Annotated in this window: 12 protein-coding genes; 10 read left to right on the forward strand and 2 right to left on the reverse strand. The window is 32.5% G+C overall.

Annotation, left to right across the window (positions count from 1 at the left end; all coding sequences use genetic code 11):
* The first annotated feature begins 2 nt into the window (after positions 1-2).
* Positions 3-407, forward strand: a complete 405-nt coding sequence (locus tag ACHRV0_RS15360; protein ID WP_395441471.1) for a sugar 3,4-ketoisomerase — start codon at positions 3-5, stop codon at positions 405-407.
* On the forward strand, positions 404-1,489 hold the full coding sequence (locus ACHRV0_RS15365) for a glycosyltransferase family 4 protein (protein WP_395441472.1): 1,086 nt from the start codon (positions 404-406) through the stop codon (positions 1,487-1,489). Before ACHRV0_RS15360 ends, ACHRV0_RS15365 begins: the two co-directional genes overlap by 4 nt.
* A gap of 8 nt (positions 1,490-1,497) precedes the next feature.
* Here the strand turns inward: ACHRV0_RS15365 and ACHRV0_RS15370 are convergent, their stop codons facing one another.
* Together ACHRV0_RS15370 and ACHRV0_RS15375 are read right to left on the reverse strand one after the other, a co-directional pair.
* On the reverse strand, positions 1,498-2,376 hold the full coding sequence (locus ACHRV0_RS15370) for a glycosyltransferase family 2 protein (protein ID WP_395441473.1): 879 nt from the start codon (positions 2,374-2,376) through the stop codon (positions 1,498-1,500).
* Positions 2,377-3,060 (reverse strand): cell division ATP-binding protein FtsE, encoded by a 684-nt coding sequence (locus tag ACHRV0_RS15375; RefSeq protein WP_089059079.1) that lies wholly within the window; start codon positions 3,058-3,060, stop codon positions 2,377-2,379.
* Positions 3,061-3,402: 342 nt separating this feature from the next.
* On the opposite strand from ACHRV0_RS15375, the gene ACHRV0_RS15380 reads away from it, so the two are divergent.
* The 8 genes from ACHRV0_RS15380 to ACHRV0_RS15415 all read left to right on the forward strand — a co-directional run bounded on the left by ACHRV0_RS15380 (position 3,403) and on the right by ACHRV0_RS15415 (position 17,679).
* The gene (locus ACHRV0_RS15380; RefSeq protein WP_395441474.1) at positions 3,403-6,417 is read left to right on the forward strand and encodes a tetratricopeptide repeat protein; all 3,015 of its coding nucleotides are present in this window, start codon (positions 3,403-3,405) and stop codon (positions 6,415-6,417) included.
* A gap of 89 nt (positions 6,418-6,506) precedes the next feature.
* On the forward strand, positions 6,507-7,370 hold the full coding sequence (locus ACHRV0_RS15385) for a PhzF family phenazine biosynthesis protein (protein ID WP_395441475.1): 864 nt from the start codon (positions 6,507-6,509) through the stop codon (positions 7,368-7,370).
* Between the two features lie 136 nt (positions 7,371-7,506).
* Positions 7,507-9,258, forward strand: coding sequence for a TonB-dependent receptor (locus ACHRV0_RS15390; protein ID WP_395441476.1), 1,752 nt, complete (start codon positions 7,507-7,509; stop codon positions 9,256-9,258).
* A 166-nt stretch (positions 9,259-9,424) separates the two neighbouring features.
* Positions 9,425-9,955 carry a GNAT family N-acetyltransferase gene (locus ACHRV0_RS15395; protein ID WP_395441477.1) on the forward strand — a complete coding sequence of 177 codons (531 nt, stop codon included), beginning with the start codon at positions 9,425-9,427 and terminating at the stop codon, positions 9,953-9,955.
* A gap of 65 nt (positions 9,956-10,020) precedes the next feature.
* Positions 10,021-10,470 (forward strand): hypothetical protein, encoded by a 450-nt coding sequence (locus tag ACHRV0_RS15400; protein ID WP_395441478.1) that lies wholly within the window; start codon positions 10,021-10,023, stop codon positions 10,468-10,470.
* A gap of 629 nt (positions 10,471-11,099) precedes the next feature.
* The gene (asnB, locus tag ACHRV0_RS15405; protein WP_129024229.1) at positions 11,100-12,776 is read left to right on the forward strand and encodes an asparagine synthase B; all 1,677 of its coding nucleotides are present in this window, start codon (positions 11,100-11,102) and stop codon (positions 12,774-12,776) included.
* Positions 12,777-13,089: 313 nt separating this feature from the next.
* Positions 13,090-14,706 (forward strand): asparagine synthase B, encoded by a 1,617-nt coding sequence (gene asnB, locus ACHRV0_RS15410; protein WP_395441479.1) that lies wholly within the window; start codon positions 13,090-13,092, stop codon positions 14,704-14,706.
* Positions 14,707-14,946: 240 nt separating this feature from the next.
* Positions 14,947-17,679 carry a M16 family metallopeptidase gene (locus ACHRV0_RS15415; protein ID WP_395441480.1) on the forward strand — a complete coding sequence of 911 codons (2,733 nt, stop codon included), beginning with the start codon at positions 14,947-14,949 and terminating at the stop codon, positions 17,677-17,679.
* The last annotated feature ends 3 nt before the right edge of the window (positions 17,680-17,682 follow it).

Below are 17,682 nucleotides of genomic sequence, written 5' to 3' on the forward strand. Positions count from 1 at the left end.
TTATGACCACAATTCAAGATGTAACATTGGTTAAAATTCCTGTAGTAGAAGACTTAAGCGGGAATTTGGCTTTTATTCAAAACGGAATTTTACCTTTTGAATTCAAGCGGGTTTATTATCTTTTTGATGTTCCAAGCACAGCTTTTCGCGGAGGACATTCGCATATTGACCAACACGAGGTTTTAATTGCTTTGAGCGGCAGTTTTGAAGTGATTGTAAATGATGGAATTGAGAAAAAAAGCTATTTGCTGAATAAACCAAATGTTGGATTGCATTTACCAAATGGCATTTGGCGTGAATTAGAAAATTTTTCTTCAGGTTCAGTTTGTCTTGTTTTAGCTTCGGATGTTTTTGAGGAAATGGATTATATCAGGGATTATGAAACTTTTTTGAAGTCTAAAAAATGAGACTGCTTTATATTGTTCCCACAATAAAAAATGCCGATGGCGTTGCAAGAGTTTTATCCATTAAAGCCAATTATTTTATCGAACATTTTAATTATGAAGTGCATATTTTATCTCAAAACGAAAACACTGAATTGCCTTTTTATGACTTCAATTCTAAAGTTGTATTTCATTCTATTGAATTAAAAAGAAATGCTTTTAGGTTCTTAAAATTCTATCAAAAACAAATCAATCAAAAAGTAAAAAAAATAAATCCCGATGTTATTTTAGTCGCTGATAACGGTTTAAAAGCATTTGCTTTTCCTTTTTTAATTAGTACAAAACGTCCAATAATTCTAGAATGTCACAGTTCTAAATTTATTGAAGAGAAACAACTGAAATCAAATTTTTTATCGAAGTTAGTTTCAAGAATAAAATATCATTTTAAAGATTTTGGTGCACAAAAGTTTACACAGGTTGTTGTTTTATCAAATGAGAATTTAAACGAATGGAATGTGAAAAATGCAGTTGTAATTCCAAATTCGTCTTGGGTTAAAACGGAAGAAACAGCTTCTTTACAAAACAAAAAAGTAATCGCCATTGCCAGAAATTCATACGAAAAAGGTTTAGACCAATTATTACCCATTTGGGCAAAAGTAAATGAAAAGCATTCTGACTGGGTTTTGGATATTTATACCAATGAAATCGATTCGTTGAAGAAAGAGGTTGTTCGTTTAGGATTAAGTTCTGTAGTTAATTTTTTCCCCTTTCAAAAAAATATTGAACGTATATATAGAGAAGCATCTATTTACGTCATAACTTCTCGATTTGAAGCTTTTTCCATGACTTTGGTCGAAGCAATGTCTTTTGGTTTGCCTTGTATCGCTTTCGATGGTCCAGCGGGTCCAAGATCTATTATTAATAATGAAACAAATGGATTTTTGGTTCCTGACGGAAATATAGCATTGTTTGCAGAGAAAATTTCAGTTTTGATTGAGAATGAAAATTTACGAAAACAACTAGGTTCAAATGCAAAAGAATCGATGCAGCTTTACGAGATCGATGCGGTAATGGAAAAATGGAAAAAATTGCTGGAAAGTTTGTAGTTGTAACTTTATTTTAAGCTGCAGATATAACTTATTTTGAATACATTCAACAGCGTTAAAGAAGGATTGTTAGAGTTTAATTGTTTGTAAATTATTCGATTAAAAACGCTGTAAAACAATCCTACAGCAAATTTCAATTTGTATTTTTTGAGCAGATTATGCGTGTACAATATTTTTACAAAACGAGCGTCAATTTGTTTTTTTTGATCTAGAATAATTAGGTTTTCTAGACTGTTTTTTACTTTAGAAAGGTAAGTATTGCTGCTGTCAATTTCTCCATGTTCAATAGCGTTATCGATATGTTTTACACTAAAGTTTGACTTACTGACTTGAAAAGCAAAAAGAGTGTCTTCGTGCCCATATTTTGTTAAATCAGCATCAAATTGTATGGTGTTAAAACAACCTTTTTTGATCAAAGTATTGTTGAACATCAAGGTTTTGAAAACAAAAGAATTTCTTTGAGAAACCGTTTTATCTTCAATCAATCGTCCATATTTCCATCTTAATTTTTGTTCTTTAAATTCGACTTTCAGCGGATGAATTCTGCCGCCGTAAACGATGTCAAAAGAAATATTATCTAGATAATTTTGTATAAAACGGGAATTGATAATAAGAGAATCTCCATCGATAAAAAGAAGATTCTCGTATTTAGCTTTTGAAACAAGTAAATTTCGATTAGAACTTAATCCAATGTTTTTTTCTAAAGAAATAAAAGAGGAATTCTGCAAAGAATTTATAGACTCATTTTCCTTGTTTAATAAAGAATTTGAGGCGTCATCTTGAGCAATTATTTCAAAATTAATTCCACATAAACTGCATTGCTTTACGAGTTCGTTAACGAGCGATAAAACATTTTGATTGTAAACCGGAATTAAAATCGAAAGCATTTACACGTTTCTTTGCACTACTTCGAAGATTCTTTCATCTTCACATTTTAATGTTTTAGATGGAAATTTCATCAATAATGCATAATCGTGAGTTGCCATGATAATAGTTTTACCATTGGCATTAATCGTTTTTAGTACTTCTAAAACTTCTGAACTCGTTTGAGGATCAAGATTTCCTGTTGGTTCATCAGCTAAAATAAATTCAGGATCGTTAAGTAAAGCTCTAGCGATCGCAACACGCTGCTGCTCTCCTCCAGAAAGTTGATGAGGCATTTTGTTAAGATATTCTTTCATGCCTACTTTATCCAGAACTTCATCAATTTTGCGTTCCATTCCTTCTTTGTCAACCCAGCCAGTTGCTCTTAAAACAAAAAGCATATTGTCTTTTACAGAACGGTCTGGAAGCAATTTGAAATCTTGAAAAACAATTCCAATTTTACGTCTTAAATACGGAATATCATTTTCTTTTAAAGTAGCCAAATCAAAATCAACTATGTGACCTTCACCTTCCGTAAGCGGTAAATCTGCATATAAAGTTTTTAAGAAACTACTTTTTCCAGAACCAGTTTTACCAATGATGTAAATAAATTCACCATGCTGAACATCTAAATTAATGTGAGATAAAATTTTTCTTCCTTCTTGATATATAGTGACTTCTTTAAGAGATAGTACGGTTTGTGACATAATAAAATTGATTTGATTGGTAAAAGTAATAAGATAACGGTTGGATTCAAAATAAATTTCAATCATTTCTTATAAAAAAACGAAATCTGATTTTAAACCATATAAGTCATATAAGTCCATTTTAAAGATGTTTGTTTGAGATTTTTACTACGGCAGCTTATATGATTTCTCGGCATTGGAAAAAGATTATAAAACTCTTGACTTATAATTACTTATAAGACTTATATGGTTTGAATTATGCTTTTAAACTGTAGATCTTAATTTTTTGTTCATAATAAAAGTCTGAAACGTTTCGTTATAAACGGTATAAAATGATAAATTTGAATACTAAATAAAACTAAAATGCGTAAACTTTCCTGGTTCTTTTTATTCCAAATTATCCTTATCTCGACCACGATTTCAGCACAAAAATCAGCTATTTATACTTACGATTTAAAGGATTTTGACAAAGCACTGGCTTTGTATAATGACAAACAATATGCTTCGGCACAACATATTTTTGAGTATGTAAAAAATCATGCTGCAACAGAAGAAGTAAAATCTGATTGCGCCTATTACATTGCTAATTGCGCTATTAGAACAAATCAGGTTAATGCCGATGAGTTAATGGCGAAGTTTGTTGACGATTATCCAACAAGTACAAAGCAAAATCAGGCTTATATTGAAGTTGCGCAATATTTCTTCGAACAAGGAAATTATCCAAAAGCGTTGCAATGGTTTGATAAAGTAGATGAAAGTTACATGAGTAAATCTGACTCAGATAAATTTAATTTCCAAAAAGGATACAGTTATTTTACTGCTAAAAAGAAAAAAGAAGCGACAACTTATTTTAATAAAGTGGTGAATTCTCCTGTGTTTGGTTCTCAGGCTAAATACTATTTAGGATTTATGGCTTATGAAGGCGACGATTACAAAGAAGCAACCAAATATTTTGATGAAGTTTCGGGCGAAGAAAAATACAAAGAAAAGCTTTCATATTATCAGGCTGATATGAATTTTAAACTTGGAAATTTCCAAAAAGCAATCGATTTGGGTCAAAAAGCAATGGCGAAATCAAATGAAATGGAAAAGTCTGAATTGAATAAAATTATTGGCGAAAGTTATTTCAATTTAAAACAATACGATAAAGCCATTCCGTTTTTAGAGCAATATGCAGGTAAAAAAGGAAAGTGGAATAATACCGATTTTTATCAGTTAGGTTATGCGTACTATGAGCAGAAAAACTACGAAAAAGCAATTTCGCAATTCAATAAAATTATTGAAGGAAAAGATTTTGTGGCCCAAAATGCTTACTATCATTTAGGGTTGAGTTATTTGAATACGGGTAAAAAACAAGAAGCGCTTAATGCGTTTAAAAATGCTTCGGAAATGGATTTTAATGCGCAGATTCAGGAAGATGCCGCATTAAATTACGCTAAAGTAAGTTATGATATTGGAAACGCTTATCAAACGGTTCCTGGTGTTTTACTTGATTTCTTGAAAAAATATCCAAATAATTCCAGCAGAGCAGAAGTAGAGAAACTTTTAGTTGATTCTTATATTTCGACTAAAAACTACAAGGAAGCTTTGACTTTATTAGAAAAAAACAGAACAGCAGAAAATAAAGCAGCATATCAAAAAGTGCTTTTTTATAGAGGTGTAGAATTGTTTAATGAATCGAATTATGCTGAGGCTGCAAAAATGTTTAAAAACGCAATCAGCGAACAAAAAACACCCGAATTTACAGCACGTGCTACTTTCTGGAAAGCAGAAACAGAGTATGTTACGGATGATTTTCAAAATGCATTATTGACTTACAAGCAGTTTGCAGGACTTGCTGCGGCGAAATCTACTGCTGAATATAAAAACATCAATTATAATATTGGTTATACTTATTTTAAACTGAAAGAATACGATCAAGCTGCCAATTCATTTCAAGCTCAAATTGATAATTCAAAAGAAGATAAAGGTCGTTTAAACGATTCATATTTGCGTTTAGGAGATTCTCGTTTTGTGACTTCAAAATATGCGCAGGCAAATGAAGCTTACGGAAAAGCAATTGATGCTAAAGGAGTTGATGCTGATTATGCTCAATTTCAAAAAGCACTTTCTTACGGTTTTATGTCTAAAAACGATCAGAAAATTGCTGAGTTGAATAACTTTCTTAAAATGTATAAAAAATCAGAGTATCGTGATGATGCTTTGTATGAATTAGGAAATACGTATGTGGCTGATAAAAAGAATGATCTAGCGATTAAAACTTTCGATCAGTTGATTTCAGAATATAAAAATGGTTCGTTTACTTCAAAATCGATTTTAAAGCAAGGTTTGATTTATTACAATTCAGATCGTGACGAACAAGCTTTAACAAAATTCAAAAAAGTAGCTGCTGAATTTCCAAAAACACCAGAAGCGCTTGAAGCTGTTTCGACTGCGAGATTAATCTATGTAGATTCAGGAAAAGTAGACGAATATGCAACTTGGGTTAGAACGCTCGATTTCGTTTCGGTTACAGATGCTGAGTTGGATAATGATACTTACGATGCCGCTTTTAAACAATACAGCCAAAGTAACAATAAAGCTGCAATTACTGGTTTTGCAGGTTATGTGAGTAAATTTCCATCAGGATTGCACGCACTTGAAGCTAACTTTTATTTAGCGCAGTTAACTTATGCAGAGGGTTCTGAAACAAAAGCTACAACAAATTATCAATATGTTATTGATCAGCCAAGAAGTGAATTTACAGAACAATCATTAAGCAGATTGGCTCAAATTTACTTAAAAGCGAAAGATTGCGACAAATCGATTCCGGTTTTAGTTCGTTTAGAGAATGAAGCTGATTTTCCTCAAAACAAAAGCTTTGCACAGGCTAATTTGATGAAATGTTATTATGACAAAAAGGATTATAATAATTCAGTTGTTTATGCTGATAAAGTATTACAGAATGCAAAAACGGATGCAAACGTAAAAGCGGATGCACAAATTATAGTTGCGCGTGCAGCAATGCAGACTGGTGACGAAGAAAAAGCGAAAGCGGCTTATGCAAAACTTTCGGCAACTTCAAAAGGAGAATTAGCAGCAGAGGCTTTGTATTATGATGCTTATTTTAAAACAAAAGAAGGCAAATTTGATGCTTCAAATGTGTCTGTACAAAAATTAGCGAAGAATTATTCGGCTTACAAATATTATGGAGCGAAAGGTTTGGTTTTAATGGCTAAAAATTTCTACGGATTAAAAGACAGCTATCAGGCAACTTATATTTTGGATAACGTAATTAACAATTTTACTGATTTTCCAGATGTTGTTGAAGAGGCTAAAAAAGAGTTGAGTGCGATTAAATTGGAAGAATCTAAAACCAATTCGTCTATTAATAAATAAGAAAGTTGTAGAAAAAGATGCAAGATGCAAGATTCTATAAAAGTCTTGTCTCTTTCCTCTAGATTCGTTAAGTAAAGAAAGAAAAAGAAATGAGTTTACCTTTTTATATAGTTGATGTTTTTGCTGATAAAAAATATGCTGGAAATCAGCTGGCGGTTTTTTTAGAGGGTGAAAATTTAAGTAAGGATCAAATGCAGCAGATTGCAAGAGAAATAAATTTTGCAGAAAGCACATTTGTAACCAAACTGGATAAAGAAAATAATAAAGCAGAGATAAAAATATTTACACCTGCTCATGAAATGCAATTTGCAGGACATCCAATAATTGGAACTTCATGGGTTTTGATGAATAAAGTATTTGATAATTCGCCAGAGAGTATAAAACTAAATGTGCCAATTGGACCTATTTCAATTCAACAATCTGAAGGTTTGATTTGGTTAAAAGCAGCACAGCCAAAATTTTGGGACATTTTTTCGAAAGAAGATTTTTCGGTATTCAGTAATTTGAAAAACCACGATTTTGAAAATCAATTTCCAATTCAGGAAGTTACAACCGGAAGCGCTTTTGTGATGGTTGGATTAAGCAGCAAAAGAGCATTAGAAAATCTGGTTTTAGATAAAGATAAAACCGATGAATGGTTGAAGAAGAATTGCAAAACTCCACATAGAGCCTTGTATTTCTATTATTTAGAAGGATCAAAATTGTTTAGCAGAATGTTGTGTATTGAGCATAACCAATTAGTTGAAGATGCAGCAACAGGAAGCGCGAGCACTTGTTTACAAGCATTTTTATTAAAATATCACAAGCCAGAACTTGAAATAGTTAATTATCAAGGAGATTATATTAACCGTCCCTCAGAAATTTATTTTAAAGGAGAATTAAAAGAGAATGAGTTTGATATTAATATAGGCGGAAAAGCGCAGTTTGTTGCAAAAGGCGAGTGGGAAGCTTAATAATTAGAAAATTGAGAGAATTAGAAAATTAGATAATTGTGAAATGTGAATGGTAAAATGTAAAAATGCGAATCTATATAGGATTGTTTTTAACAGTTTATATTTTGCAGAAAACATTTCACAAAATAAAATAAATATGAAAATTAATTGCCGAAATAAAATCATCGTTTTACTTGTGTTGCTTGTTGGTCAGCTTTCGTTTTCGCAAAAGAAAAATGAAAACATCGGAACTGAAACTGTAAATGTGGTAAAACCTTATTCGCCGACAATCTCAGACGCTTTTAAAGTAAAAGAAACTCCTTCGCTGGACGACGCTGGAAATCAGCCTAAAGAAACTATAAAATATAGCATTTTATCAGTTCCCGTGGCGTCGACTTTTACACCATCAAAAGGAAAAGCTGAAGGCGTTGAAAAATCTAAAAAGGAAAGATTGTTTAATAATTACGCAACTTTAGGTGTTGGAAATTACGGAACATTAAACGCAGAGTTGTTTGTAACACAGGATTTAGGAAATAATGATTATTTAGCAGGAATGTTTCGTCATCATTCTTCGCAAGGTGGAATTAAAGATGTTAATCTGAACGATGAGTTTTATGATACGGCATTGAATGTAGGTTATGGTGTAATTAATCGTGATGTATCATGGGGAGTTGATTTGGGGTATCAAAACCAAATTTATAACTGGTACGGTCTTCCTTCTGATTTTGGAATGACGCTGCCGCCTGCAACACAAGAAGATTTGATAAGAGGAATTAATCCAAATCATTCTTATAACACTATTTCATTAGGAGGAAATGTAGAGTTTAGCGAAAGTATTTTCAATAAAATAGATGCAAGATTTACGCATTTTTCAGATAGTTTTTCTTCTTCTGAGAATCGTTTTTATGTGAAGCCGACTTTTAAAGTTGATGTTATGGATCAGGCAATCAATACCAATATTATTATAGATCATGTTAGTGGTTCGTTCGATCATAATTATGCGTATAATAATGTTGAGCCATTAAAATATAGTTTAACAAATTTTGGAGTTGAACCTAGTTTTGTGATTCATGAAAACGAATGGACGCTTGAGTTAGGTGCTGGATTATTTTATGGTTTAGATTCTGAAAACAGCGGTAATAAGTTTTATGTTTACCCAAAAGTAAATGCTTCATACAAATTGGTAGGCGATTTAATGATTTTTTATACAGGAGTAAACGGAAGTTTGAATCAAAACTCTTATGCTGATTTTGTTACTCAAAATCCATTTTTGTCTCCAACTTTAAATATGAAGCCAAGCAGTACTCAATATAATGTTTTTGCAGGATTAAAAGGGAAACTGGCAAATAATATCAATTATAATTTAACAGCTTCTTATTTGAATGAAAAAGACAAAGCATTGTTTAAAAGCAATGATTATACAGAAGATTTTTCGAATCAGAATTATGCTTTTGGAAACTCGTTTGGGGTGATTTATGATGATGTTAGAACTTTGCGTTTCTACGGAGAATTAAAAGCTGATTTTTCTCAAAATGTTTCTTTTGGAATTAATGGTACTTTTAATAGTTATAAAACAGATGGTTTAGAAGCATGGAATCTGCCTTCTATGAAATTGAGTTCAAATCTAGATGTTAATATTACAAAACAATGGTATGCTGGTTTAAATGTTTTTTATGTGGGCGAACGTAAAGACATGCAGACTAATTTGAATGTGGCAGCTCTGGGAACTCCAATTACATTAAAAAGTTATTTTGATGCCAATGCACATTTAGGATACAAATACAGCGAACGTTTGACTTTCTTCTTAAAACTGAATAATATAGGAAATCAAGCTTATGAAAGATGGTTGAATTATCCAGTACAAGGATTCCAGGTTCTAGCTGGAGGAAATTATAAATTCGATTTTTAAAAGCTATTTGCTACGAAGGCGCAAAGACACAAAGTTCTTAGCATAAATTTTAAGCCGCGAATTCACGAATTAATTAAAAAATTCGTGAATTCGCGGCTAACTTTTTTTGAGACTGTATAAAACCTTTGCATCTTTGTAACTTAGAACCTTTGTAACTTTATAAAAGATGGAAATCAAACTGAGACAAGAAAATGAAAACGATTATAAAAGTGTTTTTCAGCTGATTGAAAAGGCTTTTGAAAAGGAAGAATACAGCGATCACAAAGAACAGTTTTTGGTTGAAAGACTGCGAAAATCGGAAGCTTTCATTCCTGAGTTATCTATTGTTGCCGAAGTTGAGAACAAAATCGTCGGGCATATTTTATTTACAAAATTGGAGATTAAAAATGAATCTCAATCATTTGAGTCTTTGGCATTGGCTCCAGTTTCGGTTTTGCCAGAATTTCAAGGAAAAGGAATTGGCTCAAAACTTATTTTATTCGGTCATGAAACGGCAAAAAAGTTAGGATATAAATCGGTTATTTTATTGGGGCATCAAGACTATTACCCGAGATTTGGATATGAGCTTTGTGAAAAATACAATATCAAAATGCCTTTTGATGTTCCTGCTGAAAACTGTATGGTAATTTCTTTGACTGAAAATGGATTATCAGGTGTCAGCGGAAATGTGGTTTATCCAAGTACTTTTTTTGAATAAAAAAAATAGACAAAGAGAAAAAACCTTTGCACCTTTGCTTCTCAGAACCTCAGTACCTTTAAAGAATGGAATTCAAACAAAAAATATACAATCATTATCTACAAATGGTTCAGGATCGAATTGATGTTTTTAAAGACATGATTTCGGGATTGACAGAAGATTCTAAAAACGATGCAAAAGGATCTGCAGGCGATAAGCACGAAACGGCTTTGTCGATGATGCATATTGAACAGGAAAAATTGACCAATAAATTGAAAGAAGCAATTGCGCAGAAAGCCATTTTAGATAAGATTGATCCATCAAAAACTACCGAGAATATTATTTTAGGAAGTCTGGTAAAAGCAAACGGAATCTATTTGTATTTGAGTGTTGCGCTTCCTAAAATTACAATTGACGGTATTAATGTTATTGCACTTTCTCCACAATCTCCGTTGGGAAATCATTTAATGGGAAATAAAGTAGGTTTTGAGTTTGAGATTAACGGTACAAAGTATCTCATTCAAGAAATTAGCTAATGGATTATCCTTATTTAATATGCAGCTTTTCGCTCTTTGGAGCATCTTTTGCTTTTTATAAACTTCATAAACTGTGGAAAAAAGATATTCTAGAAAAAAATAAACGATATAAATCTGAAGTTAATTTTAAGACGTTCAAAAATTGGACTACTATAATTACGTTTATAGTTTTAGGAATAATCTTTTTTTTTAAAGCGATGCCTTAATCACAAAGTATGTCATTTCGACTGAAAGGAGAAATCGCACATGCAGATCGACAAAGATTGGTGCTTTTCTTTGCGGAGTTTCTAGTGTGATTTCTCCTTTCAGTCGAAATGACAATACTAACTATAGAATAATTTGCGAATAGCTTTTTCTAATCTTCCTGAGAATTTTTTATTAATATTTGAATATCTCGGAGTTTAATTCAAATATTGCTTTAAAACCTTGTGTTTTGTGCTTTAATTAGGCTTGAAATTAAAAATTATAAGTTTAGCCCTTTTTTTGATGTTAAAATTTTACATTTTATATGTAAAATTTGTTTTATGGTTTTAAATTGTAACTGAATTTGATATTTGTGTTTTTCAATTGTAACTGATATCGCATCTTTGCCTTATCAAATTAAAATTTAAAAATAAAAATATAAGATTATGTGTGGAATTGTATGTGCCTTTGATCTAAAACAAAAAGCCGAGACTTTAAGACCTCAAGTATTAGAAATGTCTAAAATCATTCGTCACCGCGGACCGGACTGGAGCGGAATTTACAGCAATGATAAAGCAATTCTTTCACATGAGCGTTTGGCTATTGTAGATCCAGCTTCAGGAAAACAACCTTTATTTACAGAAGATAAAAAATTGGTTTTGGCTGCAAATGGTGAAATTTACAACCACAGAGATTTGCGTAAACAATTTGAAGGAAGATATAACTTTCAAACTGAAAGTGACTGCGAAGTGATCTTGGCTCTTTACAAAGAAAAAGGACCTCATTTTGTTGATGAAATGAACGGAATCTTTGGATTTGCTATTTATGATGTCGATAAAGATGAGTATTTTATTGCTCGTGACCATATGGGAATTATTCCTTTGTATATCGGTTGGGATCAGCACGGAACTTTTTATGTAGCTTCAGAATTAAAAGCTTTAGAAGGATACTGTACAAAAATTGAGTTATTCCCTCCAGGACATTATATGACAAGTAAAGACGGCGAATTTGTACAATGGTACAAAAGAGACTGGACAGAATATGATGCAGTAAAAGATAACGAGACTAGTATTCCAGAAATCAAAAAAGCGTTAGAAGCTGCGGTTCATAGACAATTAATGAGTGATGTTCCTTACGGAGTTTTACTTTCAGGAGGTTTAGATTCTTCTATTACTTCGGCTGTAGCCAAAAAATTTGCGCAAAAACGTATTGAGTCAGATGATACTACAGATGCTTGGTATCCGCAATTGCACTCTTTCTCAGTTGGTTTAGAAGGTTCGCCTGATCTAGCAGCAGCGAGAAAAGTAGCAGATCATATTGGAACGATTCACCACGAAATTAAATTCACCATTCAAGAAGGTTTGGATGCTGTTCGTGATGTAATTTACAACCTTGAAACTTATGATGTTACTACAGTAAGAGCTTCAACTCCGATGTGGTTAATGGCGAGAGTTATCAAATCAATGGGAATTAAAATGGTATTGTCTGGTGAAGGTGCAGATGAGTTATTTGGAGGATATTTATATTTCCACAAAGCACCAAACGCAAGAGAATTTCACGAAGAAAACGTTCGTAAATTAGGAAAACTTCATATGTACGATTGTTTGCGTGCTAACAAAAGTTTAGCTGCATGGGGAATTGAAGGACGTGTTCCTTTCTTAGATAAAGAATTTATGGATGTTGCAATGCGCATCAACCCGCAAGATAAAATGATCAACAAAGAACATCCGATGGAAAAATGGGTGGTTCGTAAAGCTTTTGAAGATATGCTTCCAGAAAGTGTTGCATGGAGACAAAAAGAGCAATTTTCGGATGGAGTAGGATACAGCTGGATTGATACTTTGAAAGAAGTGGTAGGCAGAGAAGTTTCGGATGAGCAATTGGCAAATGCTAAATACAAATTCCCATTGCAAACGCCAACGTCAAAAGAAGAGTACTACTATCGTTCTATTTTTGCAGAGCACTTTCCAAGTGACGCAGCAGCATTATGTGTACCTCAAGAAGCAAGTGTAGCTTGTAGTACAAAAATCGCTTTAGAATGGGATGAAGCATTTAAAAACATGAACGATCCTTCTGGAAGAGCAGTTGCAAGCGTTCATGATGATGCTTATGCTAAAGCATAAAAAAGTTTATTTTAGAATTAGTATATTTTGATGAAAGACGTTCTCTAACCGAGGACGTTTTTCTTGTCTAAGAATGTTAAATTGTTTGATTTTTAGTTTTTTAGGGGTGAAAAAGGGAAAATTGATTTAGCTTTCGTTTTATATTTGATATTTATCAAAATAAAATAAAATCGACGCATTTTTTAATACTAAAAAATTAGAAAAGAAAGAATTAATATTTAGCTTTGCTTTTAATAGAAATTTTAATGATTTTTTAATGTTGGATTCAATTTGAATTTTCATTGAAAGGAATGTAATAAAAAAATAGAATAGTATGTCTGGATTATTAGCCGTTATTGGCAAAGGAAAAGACCCGCAGCTTGTAAAAGAGCTTTCTAAAAGAATGTCATATCGTGGTCCCGATGAGAGTGATTTACAGATTATGGAAAATGGCAGTATACTTTGTCATGAAAGTTTATCCATTATAGATTTGCAATCAGGGAAACAGCCTATTCAAGGAACTAAAAAGGCCTGGATGGTTCATGATGGTGAAATTTACAATTATCAGGAATTAAAAAATACAGTTTTAAAAGAGCATACATTCAGAACAAATTCAGATTCTGAAGTTATCGTGCATTTGTATGAAGAATTTGGATATGATTTTTGTAATAAGTTAGACGGTGATTTTGCTTTTGTGATTATCGACGGTGATAATTATATTGCCGGACGTGATCCAATTGGTGTTAAACCTTTGTATTATGGTTTAGATGAAAGAGGAAGAATTTATTTTGCTTCAGAAATGAAATCGATCGCAGACCAATGTAAATCATTTTCAACATTTCCTCCGGGACACTATTATACAGCAAAGAAAGGTTTTGTAAAATATTATAATCCAGAATATGAAGATCGAGCAAAGGCTAATAAGTCTCTTGATTTAGATTTGATTCGTAATACATTAGTAGAATCCGTTCGTAAACGTTTGATGGGTAATGTGCAGGTTGGTGCTATATTATCAGGAGGTTTAGATTCTTCTTTAATATCCTCGATTGCCTCACGTTTCTTTAAAGAAAAAGGCAAAAAACTGCCAACATTTTCTATTGGTTTAGATGCTGATTCACCAGATAATAAAAAGGCTCGAAAAGCTGCTGAATTTTTAGGAACAGATCATCATGAGATTCATTTTACTGTTGCAGAAGGAGTAGAAGCATTAGAAAAAGTAATATATCACATTGAAACATATGATATTATTTCAGTGCGTTCAGGAGTTCCAATGTACTTATTGTCGAAAGTTATCAGCGAAAAAGGAATAAAAATAATATTTTCAGGAGAAGGTGCAGATGAAATTTTTGGAGGTCATTTGTATTTTAGAAATGCGCCTTCGGCAGATGAATTTCAAGACGAAACAATCGAAAGAGTTCAAAAGTTGTTTACAGCAGATTTACTTCGTGCAGATAAAACTACAATGGCAAACGGAATAGAAGCAAGAATTCCATTTCTCGATTCTCATTTTTTAGATGCTGCAATTCGAATTAAAACCGAAGAAAAACAACCTAAAATGTACGACGGAATTGAAAAATACATTTTACGTAAAGCTTTTGATACACCAGAAGATCCATATTTACCAGAGAGCGTTTTATGGAGACAGAAAGAACAATTTTCTGATGGAGTTGGGTATCGCTGGGTTGATGAACTTATAGAATATTGTTCGTCTCAAGTTTCAGATGAACAATTGGCTGGCGCAGCTGCTGAGTTTCCATACAATACACCAACAACAAAAGAAGCTTATTATTACAGATCAATATTCCATAAATACTATCCACAGGTTAGTGCCGGACAAACCGTTAGAAAATGGATTCCGAAATGGCAGGACAATCTTGATCCAAGTGGAAGAGCAAATGCAGCGCACATTTCTGATGATGTTGAAACTGTAAAATCAGGATTGGCAATCTAAAGTTAGAAGTCTGTTTTAAGTTGATTAAAAATATAAAGTACAAGATCCGAAACCACATTTTAAAGGTGAGTTTCGGATTTTTTTGTTTAGAATTATTGAGTTTTATTGCGTGGACAGTTAGAAGTTTAGCTAAAACATAAAATGCTAAAACTAAGTTAATTTCAATTTGCCTTGGTTAGGAAAAATACTATATTTGAGTACCAAAAAAATTACTGCTTTTTTAATCACTAACTATTACCTATGAGAAAACTATTACTAAGTGGAGCGTTGTATTGTGCATTTGCCTCCATGAGTCCTGTTAATGCACAAAAGATTGAAACGCCAAAATACATTAAAAATGTTGAAGGTGTAAAGGAATATTCTTTGAATAATGGACTAAAAGTGCTGCTGATTCCAGATGCCTCACAAAGCAATATGGTTGTAAATATTGTCTATAACGTAGGATCTAGACATGAAGGTTACGGCGAAAAAGGAATGGCGCATTTATTAGAGCACATGCTTTTTAAAAGCACAAAAAATCTAGGTGATATTAAGAAAATGCTTTCTGATAAAGGTGGAAGTGCAAACGGAACTACTTGGTTAGATCGTACTAATTATTATGAAGTTTTTCCATCAACTGATGAAAACTTAAAATGGAGTGTTGAGATGGAAGCGGACAGAATGATAAATGCTACTATTTTGCAAACTGATTTAGACAAAGAGTTTTCGGTAGTTCGAAACGAATTTGAAATCGGGGAAAACAATCCTGACGGTGTTTTGCAAGAAAGAATTTTATCTACAGCCTACCTTTGGCATAATTACGGGAATAGTACTATTGGGAGTAAAGAAGATATAGAAAGAGTAAAAGCGAATACGCTTAGAGTTTTTTATGAGAAATATTATCAGCCGGACAATGCAACTCTGATTATAGCGGGTAAATTTGACGAGAAAAAGGCACTGCAATATATCGGACAATATTTTGGAGCAATTGCCAAACCTAAAAGAGTTCTAAATAAAACTTATACGATTGAACCAGCGCAAGATGGTGAAAAGTATGTAGAACTTAAAAGAGCTGGTGATAGCAAAAATGTTGGAGCCTTGTATCACACAGCAGCTTATGTCGATAAAGATTATGCAGCGATTGATGCTTTAGGTGAGATTTTGACTGCAGATCCTTCAGGATATTTGTATAAAGCGTTAGTAGAAACTCAAAAAGTGTCTAGTATATATTTCTGGCAGCCAACAACTAGAGATGCTAGTTTTATGTATTTTGGAGTTGCGGTTCCTAATGATAAAGATGTGGTAACAACAAGAGATCTGGTAAGAACAGAGTTAGACAAAATAGCTTCTACGAAATATACAGACGAAGATGTGAGCAGAGCTAAAGCAAAGCTTATTAAGCAAATTGAAGGTGTAAAAAATAATACCATTTCATTTGCCATAAATCTTACCGAAATTATTGGTGCAGGTGATTATAGATTGGGCTTTTTGTACAGAGATGCAATCGAAAATCTTACAAAAGAAGATATTCAAAGAGTTGCAGAAAGATATTTTAGAAGCAATAACAGAACAATCGGGATATTTATTCCATCAAAAGACGAGCAAAGAGTTAAACCTTCAGAGTATACAGATGAGCAGTTAGCCGCTTTTACTAAAGACTACAAAGGAAAAGCGTTAGAGAAAGAAACGGCAGCTTTTGAAGCTTCTATAAAAAACTTAAAACAAAATTTTGTTGAAGGAAAATTAAGCAATGGAGCAAAATATGGTCTTATTAAAAAAGAAATAAAAGGCGGAAAAGTTCAAGCTAGTTTCAAGTTTCCTGTAAGTAATGAAAAAGACTTGGCAGGAAAAACAGATACAGGAGCGATCCTTGCTCAATTGCTAAAAACAGGGACTAAAACCAAAACAAAAGAACAAATAAGTGATCGATTAGATCAGTTAAAGTCTAGTTTGAATTTTAGTTATTCTGGGCAGAATTTGTCAGTAAACGTTAATACATACAAAGAAAGCTTCAAAGAAGTTATGGAAATTTTGGGTGATTTGTTGGTGAATTCAACTTTTCCTCAAAACGAGTTAACCAAAACAATTAATGAATACAATACTTATTTAGAATCTAGTTTAAATGATCCTCAGGCTGTTGCTTTTGTACAAGTTTCGAAACAAACGGAAGAATATTCTAAAGAAAGTATTTTTTATACGTCAACAGTTCAGGAACAAATTGATGCTTATAAAAAGATAAAACAATCAGAAATTGTTGATTTTTATAACAATATTCTAGGAGGAAACAATGGATTTGGAAGTGTAGTTGGAGATTTGGATGCAAAAACTACAGCAGAAATTTTAGAAAATACATTTGGAAAATGGAATTCTAAATCAAAATACGTGATGGCACAGCCTACCTTTTTTGAAACGAAAAAATTAGACAAAGAATTTATTACGCCTGATAAAGAAAATGCTGTTGCAATAGGAAAAATAAGTTTTAAAATGAATTTAAAAAGTCCTGATTATCCGGCATTTGTTATGGCAAATGAAATGTTAGGAAGCGGCGGTTTTTTAACAGCTAGAATTCCAATGCGATTAAGAGAGAAAGAAGGAATTAGTTATGGAGCGGGATCGTTTATAAATATTCCAACTACAAATGATGCGGCATATTGGCTGTATTATGCTTTTTTAAATCCAACGAAAAAAAATGCAGTTGAAACTGCGGCTAAAGAAGAAATCTCAAAAGCATTAAAAGATGGTTTTACGGCTGAAGAATTAAAATCAAACTTAACAAGCTGGCTTAACGAACGAAAAACCAGATTAGGAAATGATGGCACTTTGATTGCTTTAACAAATGCATATCTTCAATACGGAACACCACTTGAGGATTATGATACGCTTGAAAGTAAAGTAAAAGCATTGAAAATTGAAGAAATTAATGCAGTTTTGAAAAAGTATATAAGCTTGGATAAAATGACTTCAATTTATGCGGGAGATTTTAACAAAAAATAATAA

Source organism: Flavobacterium sp. FlaQc-30 (assembly GCF_044005885.1).
In the GTDB taxonomy this organism is placed as follows: Bacteria; Bacteroidota; Bacteroidia; order Flavobacteriales; family Flavobacteriaceae; genus Flavobacterium.